We start from the raw sequence: 16833 nt of genomic DNA, 5'->3' as shown, positions 1-16833 counted from the left end.
ATTCGTTATTTCCTAATGCACATATTAATCGCGTTACTGACTTAGTAAGCTTTCAGCATCTAGTTTTAATGCGGAGTCTTTTAATTCAGTTATAAAGTCAGCTTGTTGAGCTTTTTTCAGCAAGAAGTCGGTGACTTGTTTGGCTGATGTTAACTGTGCTTGTTGATCTAAAATATTTTCTACTAATGATTCCGCCGTCAACGCTTGCGTCATAATTCGATTAAAAAACATAGGTAGAGTTTGGCTACTTTGATTATTGCCTTCATTACTTCGTAGTATGGCAGGAACCTGTTTCACAATTAAAAAATATTGGTGTAGCAACACCTCAAATCCATTCGCCGATAAGATATCTAAATACTCAGTACACCAACGTTTCTCGTCTTCCGTTAGCTTCAAACGCACCGGAACTAACAAAGGTGTCTTTGTTAAGCGCTGTCCACTCGCTAGTTGTGAGTTAACTGTAGAAGACTTAGCGTATTGCTGAACATCAACTAGCCAAACATCTTGTTCAATTTGGCAATAGGCGTATCTGAGCTGCTGCACAAATAGCACAGAAAACAGTCCCGCTAGGTTTTTGTTACGATTTGTTAAGTCTATTCTTTCAGATGATTGAGCTGGTGTATTTTGGTCAATTTGAGTTAATGCTTGATGCATTTGATTAGCGGCAAAGTTACTTTTTGCAACCGCGTCATTTCCCGCATGACTTGTTGAATGGGCGTTACTGCGCAAACCAGAAAAAGAGCTAGCATTGGGTCTTGCTTGTCCAAAACCTCTAGGTTCACTTTTTGTCACTAATTCAGTTTTTTGAATTTCCGTTACGGCAACCGCCGTTTGATATTCATGATTTGGCTCGGCTAACCAAGCAGGCTTTGCAGTGGCATTTTGTAAAGCGGGCTCAACTGATTTTTGATCCTGAGTTTGATTTGCAACATCATTTTGATGCTCATCAGTTAAATCAAGCTCTTGGCTTCTATCTTGATTGGCCACTTGTGTAGGGATTTGAAAAACAGCTAACGCATCTTTAATCGTTTTAACGATAAGATCATGTAACAAACGAGCATGATGAAAACGTACTTCGTGTTTGGCAGGATGCACATTAACATCAACTTCATTAGCAGGAAGCTCAATAAAGATAACGTATTCTGGTAATTGTTCAGGGTGTAATAACTGACCGTAAGATTGCCTAATCGCATGCTGGATCAATTTATCGCGCATCATACGACCATTAACAAACGAATACTGTGCCGGATTAACCGAGCCACACAACTCTGGAGACTTAATCCAAACTGCAATATTTACCTGATCGTATTGGCTGGTAAATACGCTCGCAGAGTCAATGAAATTACTACTAATGACTTCTGATATTCGCTTACTTTTTTGCTCAACCAAGCCTAATTCTGCTGAATGTGCCCGGTACTTGCGAACCACTTTTTGATTGTGTTTTAAAATAAAACTCACATCTGGGCGACTCAGTGCAATCCGTTTGATCAGCGTTTCAATATGATTAAATTCTGTTTTTTCGGCTCTTAAAAATTTACGTCTGGCTGGCGTGTTAAAAAACAAGTCAACCACATCAACACTAGTACCATCTGGATGTGCTGCAGGTTTAATGTCTACGTCCATAGCAAGCCCTTCTGCTATGGCACTCCAAGCTTCATTTTGCCCGGCAGGTTTCGAGGTCATGGTTAAACGTGAAACGGAACTAATACTGGCTAATGCTTCACCACGAAAACCCAAACTCATAATCGCTTCTAGGTCATCAATATTGGAAATTTTACTGGTAGCATGGCGGGACAAAGCTAAAGTGAGCTGCTCTTTGCCAATTCCTTTACCATTATCACGGATTAAAATACGTTTGTGACCACCACGTTCAATGTCAATTTCGACTTTGCTCGCACCGGCGTCCAGAGCATTTTCAACTAATTCTTTTACAACTGAGGCTGGGCGTTCAACAACTTCACCGGCCGCAATTTGGTTTGCCAATTGCGGAGGCAACTTTTTAATCGTCATAACTACTTCTAAGACTGAGGAATGGACAATACTTGCCCAACTTTAATACTGTTGTTACGCAGGTTATTAGCTTCTTTTATTTTAGAAACTGTGACTTTATAATTTTGAGCCACTAAAGATAACGACTCACCACTTTTGACTTTGTGCTTTAAATTTTTGTATTTAGCAAAGTAAGAGCCATCCGGTGGGTTCTTTCTATAATATGAGTCAACTGCATTAAAAATGGAATGAGCCATTTTATTTTGGAACCAGTTATTGGTCAGTAACTTTTCTTCTTTCGGATTAGATATAAATCCAGTTTCCACCAAAATTGATGGAATATCAGGTGATTTTAATACGCCAAAACTGGCCGATTGCGGAGTTCTTTTATGTAACTGAGTGATGCCTTTTAACTCGCCCAAAATTTCTTTGGCGATTAAATAACCTTGGTCCATTGAGTGGTCCATCGACATGTCTAACAGGGTTCGAGCTAAGTACTTTTCAGTCGTGGTACTTTTAATGGCTTCGCCTGCACCACCTAGTAACTCAGAATGTTTTTCTTTTTTCTCTAACCACTTACCAATTTCAGAATTGGCGCGTCTTGGGCTAAGAGTCCAAACGGCGGCACCAGCTGGTTTTGGTGACGTATATGCATCGGCGTGAATAGAGATAAGCAGGTCCGCATTGGCTTTTCTGGCTTTTTCTGTACGACCGTGAAGGCTAACGTAATAATCACCTGTACGTGTCATTACCGCAGTTAACCCAGGTTGTTTTGTTATTAACTTCTCTAATTTTTTTGCAATGGCATAAGTAACACGTTTTTCATAATTGCCATGACTACCAATTGAACCTGGATCTTCTCCACCATGTCCGGCGTCTATCGCGATAATAATGTTTCTATCTGATTCAATTTTCTTTTTGGTTTCTGCAACTTTCGCTTTGGTATCCATTAAATCAATAACCAGTCGGTTACCGTATGGTGCGGTTGGTTTTAAAGCAAAAATGATAGGTTCTATTTTTTGACTGAGGTCAAACACCAAACGACTATCGGTTTTGTGTTTAGTGGCGCTGCGGATGTTCTTTAGAATGTCACTCGACTCTGCCAGGTTAGACAGGTTCGCATTAATCCCAGTGCCCTTTAGGTCTAACACTAATCGTTCTGGATTGGATAACATAAAATAAGAATATTCAATCGACTGAGTTAAATCCAATACCACACGAGTCGAATCTGGCGAAGGCCAAACACGCACGTTTTTAACGGTTTTAGCAGCAATAGCCGGCGTCGAAAAGCCAACTGTCATTACTAACAAACTGTTAATTAGGAGTATTCGAATTGCACTGTTAAGCCACATCTTATTTATTTATTCTCTTGTTATGTCTAGTTTGGGTTAACTTTATATCTGTTGTTCTAATAACGCTAATATGGATAAACCTTTAGGATTATTAGCCACAAGGTTAATCACTCGTCCAGCGTCTACATATTCTAATGTAATGTCTAAATCTGCTTCCGGTAATATTCCGGCGCCCCTCTCAGGCCATTCGATTAAACAAAGCGAATTAAGTTCAAAATAATCGCGTATTCCCATGAACTCTAACTCTTCCGGATCACCTAGACGATATAAGTCAAAATGATAGGCATTCACTGAGTTTAGCTCATATGGCTCAACTAAGGTGTAAGTTGGGCTTTTTACATTGCCTTTATGACCTAAACCTTGAATAACACCTCGTGTGAAGGTCGTTTTTCCAGCGCCTAAGTCACCATGTAGATAAATAATAGCACCTGTTTTAACAGCCTGTGACAACTTATTTCCCATTAGGACAGTTGCACTTTCGTCTTTTAATTCAACACTTAACTGATTCATATTTTTACTATTGCTAATCGATTACATCATCACAACATCAAATTGGTCTTGATTATACAGTGATTCTGTTTTGACCTTAATCTGTTTTCCAATAAATACCTCTAATTCGGCTAAATTATGGAATTCATCGTTTTCTAACGACTCCGCCACCGCCGTTGATGCGTATACTATAAACTTGTCGGCATCATAAGCTCGGTTAACACGAACGATTTCACGCAGTAATTCGGCACAAATCGTCTCTACTGACTTTACATAACCTCGGCCATTGCACACTTCGCATTCACTGCATAAAACATGCTCTAGGCTTTCACGGGTACGTTTACGAGTCATTTCGACTAAGCCTAACGCTGAGAAACCATGCACATTATTTTTAGCGCGGTCTTTTGATAAGGCAATTTCTAAACTGTGTAATACACGTTTTTGATGGTCGGTACTGAGCATATCGATAAAGTCGATAATAATGATACCGCCTAAATTGCGTAACCGTAACTGGCGAGCAATCGCTTGTGTTGCTTCGCTATTGGTATTAAAGATAGTATCTTCTAAACTGCGATGACCAACAAACGCGCCCGTATTAACATCTATGGTGGTCATAGCTTCGGTCTGGTCGATAACTAAATAACCACCTGACTTTAAATCTACTTTTTTATCTAAAGCTCGTTTTATTTCTGACTCAACACCGAACATATCGAAAATTGGTCGTTCACCAGGATAGTACTCTAGCTTTTTAGTTAACTCTGGCGAGAACTCTTCAGTAAATGCCGTTAGTTCACCAAATGTGAGTTTGGAATCGATTCTTACTCTTTCTAACTCTTCAGCAACAAAATCTCGGATGATACGAAAAGCCAAACTCAAGTCTTCATATAGCACGGCCTGATTTCTGGTTTTCTTTTTCTTCTTAATTATTTTGTTCCACAGCTTTTTAAGAAAAACTGCATCTTGGGCAAGTTCTTTTTCACCAGCACCTTCAGCTGCTGTCCTAACGATAAAGCCTCCATTACCTTCTTCGTAATGATCTTCAACTATAGACTTTAAACGCTGTCTTTCCGCTTCATTGTCTATTCGCTGTGACACGCCAACATGCTTTGAATCTGGCATAAAGACTAAATAACGTGAAGGGAGGGTTATGTCTGTAGTGAGGCGAGCGCCTTTAGTGCCAAGTGGATCTTTGACCACTTGAACTATAATTTTTTGACCTTCTCTTACCAAATCTACGATATCTCGTACTGAATTTGATTTAGGAGTCAGTTGGTCTTTTTCATGGTCGTAGGAAATAATATCTGATGCATGCAAAAATGCCGCTTTTTCCATACCAATATCAACAAATGCAGCCTGCATTCCTGGTAACACACGACTCACTTTTCCAAGATAGATATTGCCAACAATCCCTACCGTACTTTGACGCTCCAAGTGTAATTCTTGCAGCATGCCATTTTCTATTTGAGCAACACGAGTTTCGCTAGGGGTAATATTTATTAATAATTCGACTGACATTATTCCATCACTTCTTTTAAGACTTGCTCTATCTCTACAAGAGGGAGGCCAACTACAGAACTAACACTACCATTAATAGCTTTGACAAATTTTGCACCAATGCCCTGTATTGCATAGGAGCCTGCTTTGTCTTGAGGTTCGCCGGTGTGCCAATAATTAATTATTTCTTCTTCATTAACCGCTTTAAACAACACGTCAGTGCTGACCACTTGGGTTATCGTTTTGTTCTTACTCATTACAGTAAATGCAGTGATAACTTGATGTTGTTTATCTGACAACAAGGATAATGTGTTTATACAGTCTTGCAAATCTACTGGTTTACCTAAGATGCGATCATTAATAATCACTGAGGTATCCGAGCCAATAACAATTGCATCTGGATTTGAATTAAAGATATGTTGTGCTTTCTCTAAGGATAGACGAGAAACATAGGTTATGGGAGATTCGTTAGGTATTACAGTTTCATCTATATCTGCGGCTTGCACACTAAATTTGGCAACAATGTGGGATAATAAATCTTTCCGTCTTGGTGATTGGCTAGCCAAAATTATTTTTTGCATAATTATCGGATCTTAAACCTTCTGCGATATGAGCGTAAAACAGGAAATAACCATAGCCAAAACAATGCACTAGTAAATGAAGGTGTGATGTATTCAAATGTGAAGTTCACATTTATTAAGAATCTATTAAGCCAAAATACCACCAAGTGGAATAAAACTAGAAATACGCCAACTAGTGCAGCTTGTTGCCAAACCGTAAAGTTACGTAATTTTTGGAAATTTGACGATACGGCAAATACCACCAAAGACAAGGCTAAAGCATTAACCCCAAGTACAGTCCCTAACAAGATATCTAATAAGAACCCAACTATCCAAGCAGTACCAATATTAACTCTTTGTGGTAATGCAATAGTCCAATAAATAACAACCATTGCAGCCCAATCAGGCCAAATACCTTTTAACTGAATAGGGAGCGGCATGATACTTAAAATCAAGGCAACTAAAATACTTGCGTTGATGTACCACCAAGGGGATGTGCCATTTTTTGCCATTATTTATCACTTCCGACTTTATCTTGAGGCCACAATAAAAGGACATGTTTTAGTCTGTCTAGTCTTGCTATTGGTTGTGCCACTATATTCATGAACGGTTGAGATTCATCAGGATAAATTTCAATCACTTTCGCAACTGGATATCCATCTGGAAATATCTCGCCTAAACCTGAAGTAATAAGACTATCGCCCACTTTTACATCTGTGCCATGAGGTAAGTTAATGAGTGACATTTTATTTATGTCACCGGTTCCTGATAAAATACCACGTACATCATTACGGGCTATTCTAATAGGAATTGAATGCGTTTGATCTGTAATTAAAATAACTCGAGACGTTGTATTAGCTACGTTTACAACCTGGCCAACTACACCAAGGTCGTCTAATACGGGTTGGCTCTCATAAACGTTTTCGGATGAGCCTTTATCTATCATTACATTTTGTGAAAATGGATTACTCGCCACTGCCATTATTTCAGCAACTGACTTTTTAACTTCTATTCTTAAATTGGTTTGTAGCAAGGCTCTTAACTTAGCATTTTCTGACATTAGCATATTGTAACGTTGTAACTTTTCGTTTTGCATTAACTGCAACTCTCTAAGTATTTCGTTCTCATCTAATAAGGCTTGTTTTGACGCAGCATATTTTGATGTCGCATCTAAAGCTTGTTGCGGTAGATTTGCTAGGTAGATAACAGGTGATACCAAAGTATTTAAATAACTGCGGATCTGTTTAGAACTATCAGTGTATACATCGTATGTGATAGTGACAAAACTAATAACTAAAGCTAAAGAAAACCTTAAAGATAATGATGGTCCTGCGCCAAAAATGGGATTCATAATTACTTACTTGTTATTAGATCTATTGAAATAAAACGGCAGTAGTTACTGCCGTTTTTCATTATTGCGAAAGTGCAAAACTAAACGGAGGTTAGTTTATTCGTAACTGAATAAATCACCGCCGTGTACGTCAATCATTTCTAACGCTTTACCACCGCCTCGTGCAACACAAGTTAATGGATCGTCAGCGATAATAACTGGAATACCCGTTTCTTCCATTAACAAACGGTCTAGGTCACGTAATAGTGCGCCACCGCCGGTTAATACCATGCCTCTTTCAGCAATATCCGAAGCTAATTCTGGTGGAGATTTCTCTAGTGCAACTAAAACGGCACTAACGATACCCGTTAATGGTTCTTGTAATGCTTCCAAGATTTCATTTGAATTAAGAGTGAATGAACGAGGAACACCTTCTGCAAGGTTACGACCACGAACTTCCATTTCTTTAACATCATTTGAAGGGAAGGCAAAACCAATTTCTTGTTTAATACGTTCAGCCGTTGCTTCACCAATCAAACTACCAAAGTTACGACGAACATAATTGATAATTGATTCATCAAAACGGTCACCACCGATACGAACTGATGAAGAATAAACAACACCGTTTAATGAAATGATAGCAACTTCAGTTGTACCACCACCAATATCAACAACCATAGAACCTGTTGCTTCTGATACAGGAAGACCTGCACCGATTGCAGCAGCCATTGGCTCTTCAATCAAAAATACTTCACGAGCACCAGCACCTAGTGCAGATTCACGAATCGCTCTTTGTTCAACTTGAGTTGCACCACAAGGTACACAAACTAAAACACGAGGACTTGGACGGAAGAAGTTATTGTTATGAACTTGTTTTATAAAATACTGAAGCATTTTTTCAGTAACATAAAAGTCGGCAATAACACCATCTTTCATTGGACGGATAGCTTTAATATTACCAGGTGTTCTACCTAGCATACGTTTTGCTTCAGCACCAACAGCGGCTACACTCTTAGGTCCACCCGCTCGTTCTTGACGAATAGCAACTACAGATGGTTCATTTAGAACGATCCCTTGCTCTCTTACATATATCAATGTGTTTGCCGTACCTAAATCTATCGACAAATCGTTAGAAAACATACCGCGCAGATTCTTAAACATGGCGCTTTTTATCCTTTGAAAAAATAATTCTAAAAAAAACGAATACCTAACTTTACATAACACCTGCGATTCCGGCAAGCACGAACTGCGAACAAAGGCATATTATTAGCAAATAAAAAAGGGGCTAAAGCCCCTTTGATCATATTATGCTGTATTTTTAATCTATCTATCTCTTGCTACACGAAAACCGATGTAGTTAGAACGAAAGTTAGATGCTATTTCTAAACGAGTAGAAACACGCGCTAAACTAGGAGCAAAGTTCCAAGCGCCGCCACGAACGACAGAAACTTGTTCTGAACCTGAGTCGCTCCATTCCCAAACATTACCAATTACGTCATAAAGTCCGAAATAGTTACGTTTAAATGATGCTGTTGGAGCTGCACTGTTATTTGACCACTCACTACCACACCAACCACAGTTTGCATTGTTACTGCCGATGGCATCGCCCCACCAGTAATCATCACTTGAACCAGAACGAGCTGCATATTCCCACTCACCTTCAGTCGGTAAGCGGTAATTTTTATTTGTACTGTTAGATAACCATTCAACGTATGCTTTTGCATCGTCTAAAGTTACACATACAACAGGGAAGATTTCAGTTTGCTCATAACCTGGATTACGCCAGTTCATTTGCGGATCATACTTTGGTTCTGAGTCACTGTAATAAGCACAGCCTTTGCCTTGCTCAGCCACAGTTACATATTTTGTTGCAGTAATAAATTCGGCAAAGTCAGCGACTGTAATTTCTTTCTCGCCCATGCCAAATGATTCTTCGATAGTATAACTAACTACTGGACGTTCGTTATCTAAACCACGTCCCGTTATATCGCCCATTTTAAAATCTCCGGCAGTAACAGCAACTAATCGTGGGCCTTGTTTATTATCGCCGATCGAGTCCTGTATACTACTGCCTTTAGAGAACTTTTTTGTTTCTTTCACCAAATTAACATTAATCATGTGATTCTGTTTTAAGTCAACGTACTCCACATATGTTTTGTAGCCTACTTTAACAATCTCAACTGAATGTTTACCTTCTGGCAACATTACGCTTAATTTAGTAGAGCCGTAACTAACACCGTTAATATAAACTTCATCGCCAAATACGTTTGAACGTACAGTCATCTCATGCATCACTTTTGGAGCAACTTTTACTGGCGCTACAGGTTTATTTTGTCCTGCTGGGGTATTAGCCGCAGGAACTGTATTAGTCTTAACGCTGTCTGCTACACAGAAGCGTTGATTTAATTCTAATAATTTACATGCTTGCGGACGAGTTAAGTTACCCGCTAGGTCAACAGCCATAGTTAATGAATAGTTAGCAAAACCAGAGAATGCTTTTTCAGTTACGATAGCCTTTACAATCTTAACGCTAGTGTCAGCGCCTTCACGTTGAGTCGCTACAGATTTTGACTCTGATAACTCAGCAAAGATTTTATCCATATAACGGTCTGAAGCTTGCTGCTTAGCAAGAGTTTCAGTTTGACGAATACATTCAGATAATGTTTTTTCTAAATCACATTCAAAAGATTGTTGAACCGTCATCTGACCTGGTTTATTAAATTGCGTATATAAACGTTCAACTCGAGATTTGTTAAGCTGCTCTTTCAAACCTTCTAAAGTGTTCAATAAAGAAAGCTTTAAGACACGAGTTCCAGCGACTTCACGTTCTTTATCTTCAACCGCAATTAATTGGTCTTCAATATCTTTTTGGTTTTGTTTATGAGCATTTACTGACTCAGTATAACGTGAACGAGAAGCTGCAATGTCTAAAGACGGATCTTTAATCATTCTTTGGAATTGAGCATTCATCTCTTCCAAAGCTACCGATTTTTCACGTTCTCGTAGTTTTAATTTCTCACGAAGATCCGATAGTTCTGTTTTCATTTGCTTGGCTTCATTCATTTGCGCTTGCAAAGCCAAGTTATTACTATCGTATTCAGTTTGTTTACTTGTGATGTCTGATTGGATAGCTTCAACTGTAACAGTTGGTGCAGCAGAAGTTTCTGCGTTTACGCTTCCAATTAACATGACACACAATAACGCCAGTAGAGCTCTTAACATATTACTTCCGTTCCCAAAGTCACTTATTATTATTTTCAGAAAAATCCGAGAATTAAAAAAAATTTACAACTTGCTATGCTATTGAGTTAACACTAAAAGCGCAAGTGCATTTTTACAACTATCGATGTGTTTTATACATTATTTTGTTATTTGTAGCATATATGGCAAAAACTATACTAACCGTTTAATAACTTACACTGTCTTATTGACGTCCACCAAAGACTTTAAAAACAAACCTCTTACCTAAATCATTAGTTTGTTTTAATACACAAAAACACAGGTAATTTAATCCCATCTATATGATTGATAATAATGTATTCAACTGACCTTTTCCGGGTTTTCACCCTTAATATTTAACATGTTTTTTCAAAAAAAAGTTATACTAGAATCTATTTATGCCAAAGATTTGATCTATAAAAATACCAAATAACCTTCATTAGCCTTTCTATTATTAGTTAATTTTTGATATTTTCAAGATTATCTATTTATATTAAATGTCACTGCTTTGTTTGCAATCTTGTTTCTATTTCTGCCGCTGTTATTCCCCTTAAGAACTCACACATTTTTACTGTGTTAAGTTGCCATCAACTATATACTCCCGTCTTAATCTCTAAACGACTAGATTTATATCATGACTATGAATACGCAAATTTTCAGCTCAACGAAAAACACACCATTAACTCAAGTTAGTTATCAGTTGAGCCCTGAGCGAGTAATTCATTTTCAAATGAAGCGTGATGATCTTATCGACCCACAGATATCCGGTAATAAATGGCGCAAATTAAAATTCAATTTCAAGCAGTTAGACCAGACACAATATAAAGGGATTGCTAGCTTTGGTGGCGCCTTCTCTAATCATATAGCAGCCTTATCTGCCGCAGGGAAACAAACAGGCATTGCCACAATAGGATTTATCAGGACACATGAGATTGACCTCAATAATCCCACCCTTTCATTGGCCAAGCAAAGTGGTATGCAGCTGATTGCGTTATCGCGTGAAGAATATAGAAAGCGTCATGATGTCGAGTTCATCAATCAGTTACAACGAGCACATCCAGATTATTACTTTGTACCAGAAGGTGGAAGTAACCAACTTGCCGCATTAGGTTTAGCCGAGTTAGTGGGTGAGCTTAAACAACAATCGATTACAGCCGACAAACATATCATTGCTTGTGCGATTGGTTCAGGCGGAACTATATCAGGCATGTTGGATGCTTTTGAAGATATGCAATTTATTGGTATTGCGGTCGTTAAGGATATTCCACTGCTAACTGAATTAAAGCAAAAGTACGGTGAACGGCTAACCATAATAAGTGACAATTTATTTGGCGGTTATGGCAAAACGACAGATGAGTTAAATGCATTTTGTTTAGACTTTCATCAGCAAACAGAAATACCAATAGAGCCTATTTACACAGGTAAATTAATGCATACCTTAATGAATAGATTTGATGAATTGGTAAGTGACGACAAGTCATTACTAGCAATCCACACTGGCGGACTGCAAGGTATTAAAGGTCTAAGCTATCGCCATCAATATTAATAGCTTTATTTTCTGATTCAATTTTTTCCGATGGGCGTTTAACAAAGTGACCTTGCACCCCGTTAATCCCCAACCTTTCTAGCGTAGTGATCTCTTGCTCCGATTCAACCCCAGTTGCAAAAATCATGATCTTTTTATCGGCTACTACATTCTGTAGGCTTCGGATAAACATTTGATTTTCAGGTCGTGCCTGTATTTGATTAACCAAACTCTGATGCAGCTTCAAATAATTCACATCTAAGTAATCCAAGTAACCGGTGTCGAGAACATACAAGCCAACTTGGTCAATCATAAACTGCACCTGAAAACGACGAACCGCCGCAAACATTGACGATAGTTGTTTAGCGTTTTGCGCTAACTCAAATTCTGATATTTCAAATATAAAGTACTTAGCAAGCTCAGTGTTTACTTTCAAAAATTCAATTAACCAGTTACAGAAATCTTTGTTCAACCAACTATCAATATGAATATTTATTGAAATAGGGGTTAAATTCCCCTTTTCCATTGCACCAACCACGCTTAGTAACACTTGTCGGTCTATTAATGGGATAAGTCCACATTTTTTCGCCATAGGGAAAAACACTTTGGCATTAATCAATTCATCATCACTACCTTGCATACGAGCTAACACTTCATGGTGATGAACTCGCATGTCTACCCCAATGACCGGCTGAAATAACAAAACAAAGTCGTCGTTATCAAGCGCACTTTGAATTGCCGTACGCCAGCGCACAGAACCTTTAATTTCAGATGCAGGAAGCTGGCCTGAGTCATACATAAACCAACCTGACGGGCCATGTAACTGAGCGGCTCGTAATGCCATGTCGGCTTCAGCCAAAATTTTGAATGTGGTGTCTTCTCGGTCGTACATATCCACACCAATATGGCAGATAACATTGGTGTCAATGTAGTCAGGCAGTTTTACTTTTTGACTCATTCTTAAAATACTAAGCGCAATTCTTTCCACTTCATTACCATCAACATATGGTAATAAAATAGCAAAATCATTTGGGCTAATACGCGACACAACTGACTGAGCAGTGTCATCTACATACTGTTTTAATATTTCCGAATACTGCTGCAATATTAAAGCAACCGCATGTTTACCGTCTCGGTCACGAATGGTATCCAACATCTCAAATTGTATAATTAAAACCGCGCCATACACCTTGTCTTCTTCCTGTAAGACAGAATCTAATCTGTGCTCAAAATAGAGTCGGTTACCTAGTCCAGTATGGTTATCTAAAAACGTTTGGCTGCGAATATAATGGTCGGCTTTGTTACCACTTTTTTGCGCTTCATTTTTTGCCTGAATAACATTACGAATGGTATTAACTAAATTGTATGACTTATTGGTTAAATAAAATTTAAAGTCTTCATTTTTATCGTATCGATTAGCCCACGCTTCTAGCTGAATTAAAACCTTCCAGTGTTTATGTAAATTAAGATGCGCCACAATCAAGATGATAAATATGGTCAAAAACAGGATTAGATTAACAATAAAGAACTGAATAAAATAAGCCGAGAGCATTGATTTATGGACTAAAAATATATGACCGCCGCTCACTGGAAGTTTTGTGCTTGCCGCATTCCAGCTCTTGCCAAAGATTTTTCGTTTTTTCGTATAACCAGCTGTGTTAATTAATTGCCATTCTAAAATAACGGGTGATAACGGTTTGATTATATCTAGGGGGAGAGCAAGCTCTATAATTTGTTGGGTATATTGAAGTTGAGCATTTATTTGACTGACATGGTCGTGCTTTGCTGCGCTATAGAACATGCCATTTATTAAAATAAAAACAACACAAATCAACACTGTGATATGCCTTGTGATTAAATCTAATAAAATGCGTGAAAACTGCATGTCCGTATACTTTTTATAATTATTATGAGGCTAATCTACTCCGAGCAAAATCACCATGCAAGTGTCACGGCGTTTTAAAGTAAATTAAAAGGGTTTTTACCTAAATCAGGTTGAATTATGCAGCATAAAAAGCCAAAAAGGCGGATATCTCCACCTTTTTTTATATTTTGTTCAATTTCAATTAAAACGAATATTGCACTCGAAATGAAATTGCATTGCCAGAACTAACACTCGTACCGGCTTCAAAATGCTCAGCTTTAATATAATCGCCCATGAATTTAACGTTTTTATTCAAGGTGTAATTAAGGCCAATGGTATAGGTTTCGGCATCTTCATTTTCTTCTATCAATGAAAACTCGCTATAACGGCCAGTTAACTCCCAACCCTGATCAGAAACTTTACTTAACTTACCATTTTTATATTTACGGAAACCACCAGATAGTTGATAACCAAACTGAACGTAACCACCTTCGTAGTCATAATCCTCTTGTTCAATACTGGATACCGACGCTTGTTGCCATTCACTCATTAAGGTAAATCTATCTTGTACCCATAAAATTTCTAAACCTTGTAATGACACATTATCAGCATCTATCTTTTTACCTTCCAGTAGCGAGTCTGCCTGATTAACTTCTAGTCGTTCATTAATTCTAAATTGCTCACCATCATATTCACGTTCACTAAATGCAAAACCTAAATGTAATAAATTGTCATTTTCCTGCCATGGAACCCAAGCAATCCGCCCCGTTACCGCCGAGCTTGCCTCTTCAGAGTCCGTCGCATAGTCCGGCGCATAATAGCCAAGTTGCCAATAAACTGAAGGTAATTCACCAGATAAACTCACACCAAGGCTGCGTCCTGGAGCGAAAGCTTCAGTGACCATTGAGCGCTCAATCATTAATAAGTTACGCGAGCTGGTTAGCTTTTCTAAACCAAAATTCTCTTTTTGCTGCCCAACCGTTAAGTCGGCAAATGACCAGCCTTTATATTCCAGGTAAGCATCTTTAATATCTATGTCGCCATCAGCTACATCAACTTGGAATTTACCTTCCCAAAGGTCATTAATGTCCGACTTTAAACTTAATCTCGCACGGCGAATTTCAACCAAACTTGACGACTCAGTGCCATCTTCCAATAAAGAGGCGTCAAAGCGGTCGTAATCAAACATCACATAACCGCTTAAATCAAATATGTCATTTTTTTTGGCAATGCTGACTCCACTGACACTAAGACAAAGCAGGGAAATTAATACTGACGTAAAACCATATCTTTTATTTATGTTTTTATTCACATTAACAGTCATATTAAATCACCTTAGTTAGGCTCTGTTCACTTTGAGTCACAGCTTCTTTTTGCTTAATACTTTCAGGTATGTAACTCACTCGTAGTTGAGCGGTATCTCTTAAAAAGTCGATGTGTTCTATTTCCACCGCAATCACATTCAAACCAGTTCTTAGCTTCAAATCAGCAATCAGCTTGCCTCTGTTTTGTGGCGTTATATTTTCAATTCGCTCGTAACACACACTTTGCATTTCATAACGTTTTACAAATATGCTCGAGTCGATAACAAAGGCTAAAATGCAAATTGAACCGTTTAACGTCGCCAAATCTAATAAGCTCATTTGACCAACAGAAGTCAGTAATGAAATTGCAGTCACAAGGAACAAATAAGTCATTTCTTTAATTGAAATAGACTCAGTCCTGTATCTCAACATAGTAAAAACAGCAAACAAACCAAAGGCAAACTCCATTGACATATCAACGCCATGAAGTAAGTAAGTGATAATAAACACACCTACACCGAACAAAATAAATGACCCTGCAACCACAGAGTTTTTACTCACACGGAAATAACACGCGTAACATAATGTGGCTAACGAAAGTATGTTTACTAAAAAACGGGTAATAAAGGCGAAATCTAATTCTGTCATGTTAATTGCTCTCTGCAGGTAATAAAGGTTCACAGCGATGTAGCTGTTTAATTCGAGATAGTACGGATTTAAATTGGTTAACTTTTATTTGATTGGGATACAGCAAAGCGCAGCCAATACAATACTTACTAAAGGAGGTAGGAAATATGTGGTGCTTGCTCATCAATTGATAAAACGGTGAGCTTTTTGAAATTTTACTTTGCTTTAACTCTGCAATAAAAAAGCCGGGTAACTTAACTTGGTTATCGCTGTCTTTGCTGTTGTACCAAAGATCAAAATCAAGCGTTAAGCGCTCGGCTTTTTCTTCATTGGCAAATGCCATTCTCTTGTAGCCACCTTGTTGAATTACATGCAAATCGGCATATTTACCATGCATCTCTTGCGCAAGAAACTCTAAACAATCGGCATCGTTATTTTTATCAGTCGATAATTTTATTCGGGTTTTCACCGTTCGTTTCTGATTGTTTTTTAACTTCACTTCCAAATATTCAGTAGCAGTATCGACATAACAGCGACGACGTACTTTATAACGATTTAACTTGCCATTATGATGGGCTTGATACAGGTCCATTGCTGGAGTATCAAGATATTGATTGTAATAAGAAAAGCATCGTTTCCCAGCAATATCTAACACTCGATACATGCTCTTTAGTTCACCTAACAGCTCAGGTAAAAATGACATAGGTAGAATAAACTTACTGTCTACTCGGTTCATTAAATTGGCATTACTTAAATCAGTTAACTGATAGCTGTCAAAGCTTGCCAGTAAGTTACCCACATAGTCCGTACCTTCGAATAGCTCGTCTTCTTTTGGATTAACCAGTTGTAGATCATTTACTGGAAATTGATCATTTTCCAAAGGTTGTAATTGAGCAGCCATAGTTGCCTCAGTATCGAATAACAATAAAGGTAAACAGCATCAATTTTACAACTAGCGTAATGAAAGATGCTGAAATAAAAGGCCTAATTGCAGGTTAAGTTTCCGCACAATTGGTTTCGTGATTAAGAATATAAAAATGCATAGTGCAAACAATGTGTAAAAACTGAGTAAGTTACGTT

At 38.1% G+C, this 16833-nt stretch carries 14 protein-coding genes; 1 reads left to right on the top strand and 13 read right to left on the bottom strand.

Going from position 1 to position 16833, the window contains the following annotated elements:
- Positions 1 to 33: 33 nt before the first annotated feature.
- The 9 genes from mutL to BTO11_RS04955 all read right to left on the bottom strand — a co-directional run bounded on the left by mutL (position 34) and on the right by BTO11_RS04955 (position 10436).
- Positions 34 to 2010, bottom strand: coding sequence for a DNA mismatch repair endonuclease MutL (mutL, locus tag BTO11_RS04995; RefSeq protein ID WP_105051558.1), 1977 nt, complete (start codon positions 2008 to 2010; stop codon positions 34 to 36).
- 8 nt (positions 2011 to 2018) lie between these two features.
- Entirely contained in the window at positions 2019 to 3290 is a 1272-nt protein-coding gene (locus tag BTO11_RS04990; RefSeq protein ID WP_229793348.1) for an N-acetylmuramoyl-L-alanine amidase, read from the bottom strand.
- A 93-nt stretch (positions 3291 to 3383) separates the two neighbouring features.
- On the bottom strand, positions 3384 to 3851 hold the full coding sequence (tsaE, locus tag BTO11_RS04985) for a tRNA (adenosine(37)-N6)-threonylcarbamoyltransferase complex ATPase subunit type 1 TsaE (protein ID WP_105051556.1): 468 nt from the start codon (positions 3849 to 3851) through the stop codon (positions 3384 to 3386).
- 21 nt (positions 3852 to 3872) lie between these two features.
- The gene (gene rng, locus BTO11_RS04980; RefSeq protein ID WP_105051555.1) at positions 3873 to 5345 is read right to left on the bottom strand and encodes a ribonuclease G; all 1473 of its coding nucleotides are present in this window, start codon (positions 5343 to 5345) and stop codon (positions 3873 to 3875) included.
- The gene (locus BTO11_RS04975; protein ID WP_105051554.1) at positions 5345 to 5905 is read right to left on the bottom strand and encodes a Maf family protein; all 561 of its coding nucleotides are present in this window, start codon (positions 5903 to 5905) and stop codon (positions 5345 to 5347) included. Before BTO11_RS04975 ends, rng begins: the two co-directional genes overlap by 1 nt.
- 2 nt (positions 5906 to 5907) lie before the next feature.
- Positions 5908 to 6396, bottom strand: a complete 489-nt coding sequence (gene mreD / locus BTO11_RS04970) for a rod shape-determining protein MreD (RefSeq protein ID WP_105051553.1) — start codon at positions 6394 to 6396, stop codon at positions 5908 to 5910.
- The gene (gene mreC, locus BTO11_RS04965; RefSeq protein ID WP_105051552.1) at positions 6396 to 7235 is read right to left on the bottom strand and encodes a rod shape-determining protein MreC; all 840 of its coding nucleotides are present in this window, start codon (positions 7233 to 7235) and stop codon (positions 6396 to 6398) included. Before mreC ends, mreD begins: the two co-directional genes overlap by 1 nt.
- 96 nt (positions 7236 to 7331) lie before the next feature.
- Entirely contained in the window at positions 7332 to 8375 is a 1044-nt protein-coding gene (locus BTO11_RS04960; RefSeq protein ID WP_105051551.1) for a rod shape-determining protein, read from the bottom strand.
- Between the two features lie 162 nt (positions 8376 to 8537).
- Positions 8538 to 10436, bottom strand: a complete 1899-nt coding sequence (locus BTO11_RS04955) for a formylglycine-generating enzyme family protein (protein WP_105051550.1) — start codon at positions 10434 to 10436, stop codon at positions 8538 to 8540.
- A 631-nt stretch (positions 10437 to 11067) separates the two neighbouring features.
- On the opposite strand from BTO11_RS04955, the gene BTO11_RS04950 reads away from it, so the two are divergent.
- On the top strand, positions 11068 to 11979 hold the full coding sequence (locus BTO11_RS04950) for a 1-aminocyclopropane-1-carboxylate deaminase/D-cysteine desulfhydrase (protein ID WP_105051549.1): 912 nt from the start codon (positions 11068 to 11070) through the stop codon (positions 11977 to 11979).
- Here BTO11_RS04950 and BTO11_RS04945 read toward each other — a convergent pair.
- The 4 genes from BTO11_RS04945 to BTO11_RS04930 all read right to left on the bottom strand — a co-directional run bounded on the left by BTO11_RS04945 (position 11948) and on the right by BTO11_RS04930 (position 16654).
- Positions 11948 to 13843, bottom strand: a complete 1896-nt coding sequence (locus BTO11_RS04945; RefSeq protein ID WP_105051548.1) for an EAL domain-containing protein — start codon at positions 13841 to 13843, stop codon at positions 11948 to 11950. The genes BTO11_RS04950 and BTO11_RS04945 overlap by 32 nt on opposite strands.
- A 181-nt stretch (positions 13844 to 14024) precedes the next feature.
- Positions 14025 to 15146, bottom strand: a complete 1122-nt coding sequence (locus BTO11_RS04940; protein WP_105051547.1) for an OprO/OprP family phosphate-selective porin — start codon at positions 15144 to 15146, stop codon at positions 14025 to 14027.
- Position 15147: 1 nt separating this feature from the next.
- Positions 15148 to 15774, bottom strand: coding sequence for a DUF4956 domain-containing protein (locus BTO11_RS04935; RefSeq protein ID WP_105051546.1), 627 nt, complete (start codon positions 15772 to 15774; stop codon positions 15148 to 15150).
- A gap of 1 nt (position 15775) precedes the next feature.
- On the bottom strand, positions 15776 to 16654 hold the full coding sequence (locus BTO11_RS04930; RefSeq protein WP_105051545.1) for a polyphosphate polymerase domain-containing protein: 879 nt from the start codon (positions 16652 to 16654) through the stop codon (positions 15776 to 15778).
- Positions 16655 to 16833 lie beyond the last annotated feature (179 nt).

It is taken from the genome of Psychrosphaera saromensis, from assembly GCF_002954545.1.
Lineage (GTDB): Bacteria > Pseudomonadota > Gammaproteobacteria > Enterobacterales > Alteromonadaceae > Psychrosphaera > Psychrosphaera saromensis.
This window is presented reverse-complemented; position numbering and strand designations above follow the sequence as displayed.

What these genes read in the sequence shown, in the direction of transcription:
- BTO11_RS04975 (WP_105051554.1), bottom strand. Translation starts at nt 5,905, where the DNA reads ATGCAAAAAATAATTTTGGCTAGCCAATCACCAAGACGGAAAGATTTA.
- mreD (WP_105051553.1), bottom strand. Translation starts at nt 6,396, where the DNA reads ATGGCAAAAAATGGCACATCCCCTTGGTGGTACATCAACGCAAGTATT.
- BTO11_RS04930 (WP_105051545.1), bottom strand. Translation starts at nt 16,654, where the DNA reads ATGGCTGCTCAATTACAACCTTTGGAAAATGATCAATTTCCAGTAAAT.
- BTO11_RS04990 (WP_229793348.1), bottom strand. Translation starts at nt 3,290, where the DNA reads ATGACAGTTGGCTTTTCGACGCCGGCTATTGCTGCTAAAACCGTTAAA.
- BTO11_RS04940 (WP_105051547.1), bottom strand. Translation starts at nt 15,146, where the DNA reads ATGACTGTTAATGTGAATAAAAACATAAATAAAAGATATGGTTTTACG.
- rng (WP_105051555.1), bottom strand. Translation starts at nt 5,345, where the DNA reads ATGTCAGTCGAATTATTAATAAATATTACCCCTAGCGAAACTCGTGTT.
- tsaE (WP_105051556.1), bottom strand. Translation starts at nt 3,851, where the DNA reads ATGAATCAGTTAAGTGTTGAATTAAAAGACGAAAGTGCAACTGTCCTA.
- BTO11_RS04955 (WP_105051550.1), bottom strand. Translation starts at nt 10,436, where the DNA reads ATGTTAAGAGCTCTACTGGCGTTATTGTGTGTCATGTTAATTGGAAGC.
- BTO11_RS04935 (WP_105051546.1), bottom strand. Translation starts at nt 15,774, where the DNA reads ATGACAGAATTAGATTTCGCCTTTATTACCCGTTTTTTAGTAAACATA.
- BTO11_RS04945 (WP_105051548.1), bottom strand. Translation starts at nt 13,843, where the DNA reads ATGCAGTTTTCACGCATTTTATTAGATTTAATCACAAGGCATATCACA.
- mutL (WP_105051558.1), bottom strand. Translation starts at nt 2,010, where the DNA reads ATGACGATTAAAAAGTTGCCTCCGCAATTGGCAAACCAAATTGCGGCC.
- BTO11_RS04950 (WP_105051549.1), top strand. Translation starts at nt 11,068, where the DNA reads ATGACTATGAATACGCAAATTTTCAGCTCAACGAAAAACACACCATTA.
- BTO11_RS04960 (WP_105051551.1), bottom strand. Translation starts at nt 8,375, where the DNA reads ATGTTTAAGAATCTGCGCGGTATGTTTTCTAACGATTTGTCGATAGAT.
- mreC (WP_105051552.1), bottom strand. Translation starts at nt 7,235, where the DNA reads ATGAATCCCATTTTTGGCGCAGGACCATCATTATCTTTAAGGTTTTCT.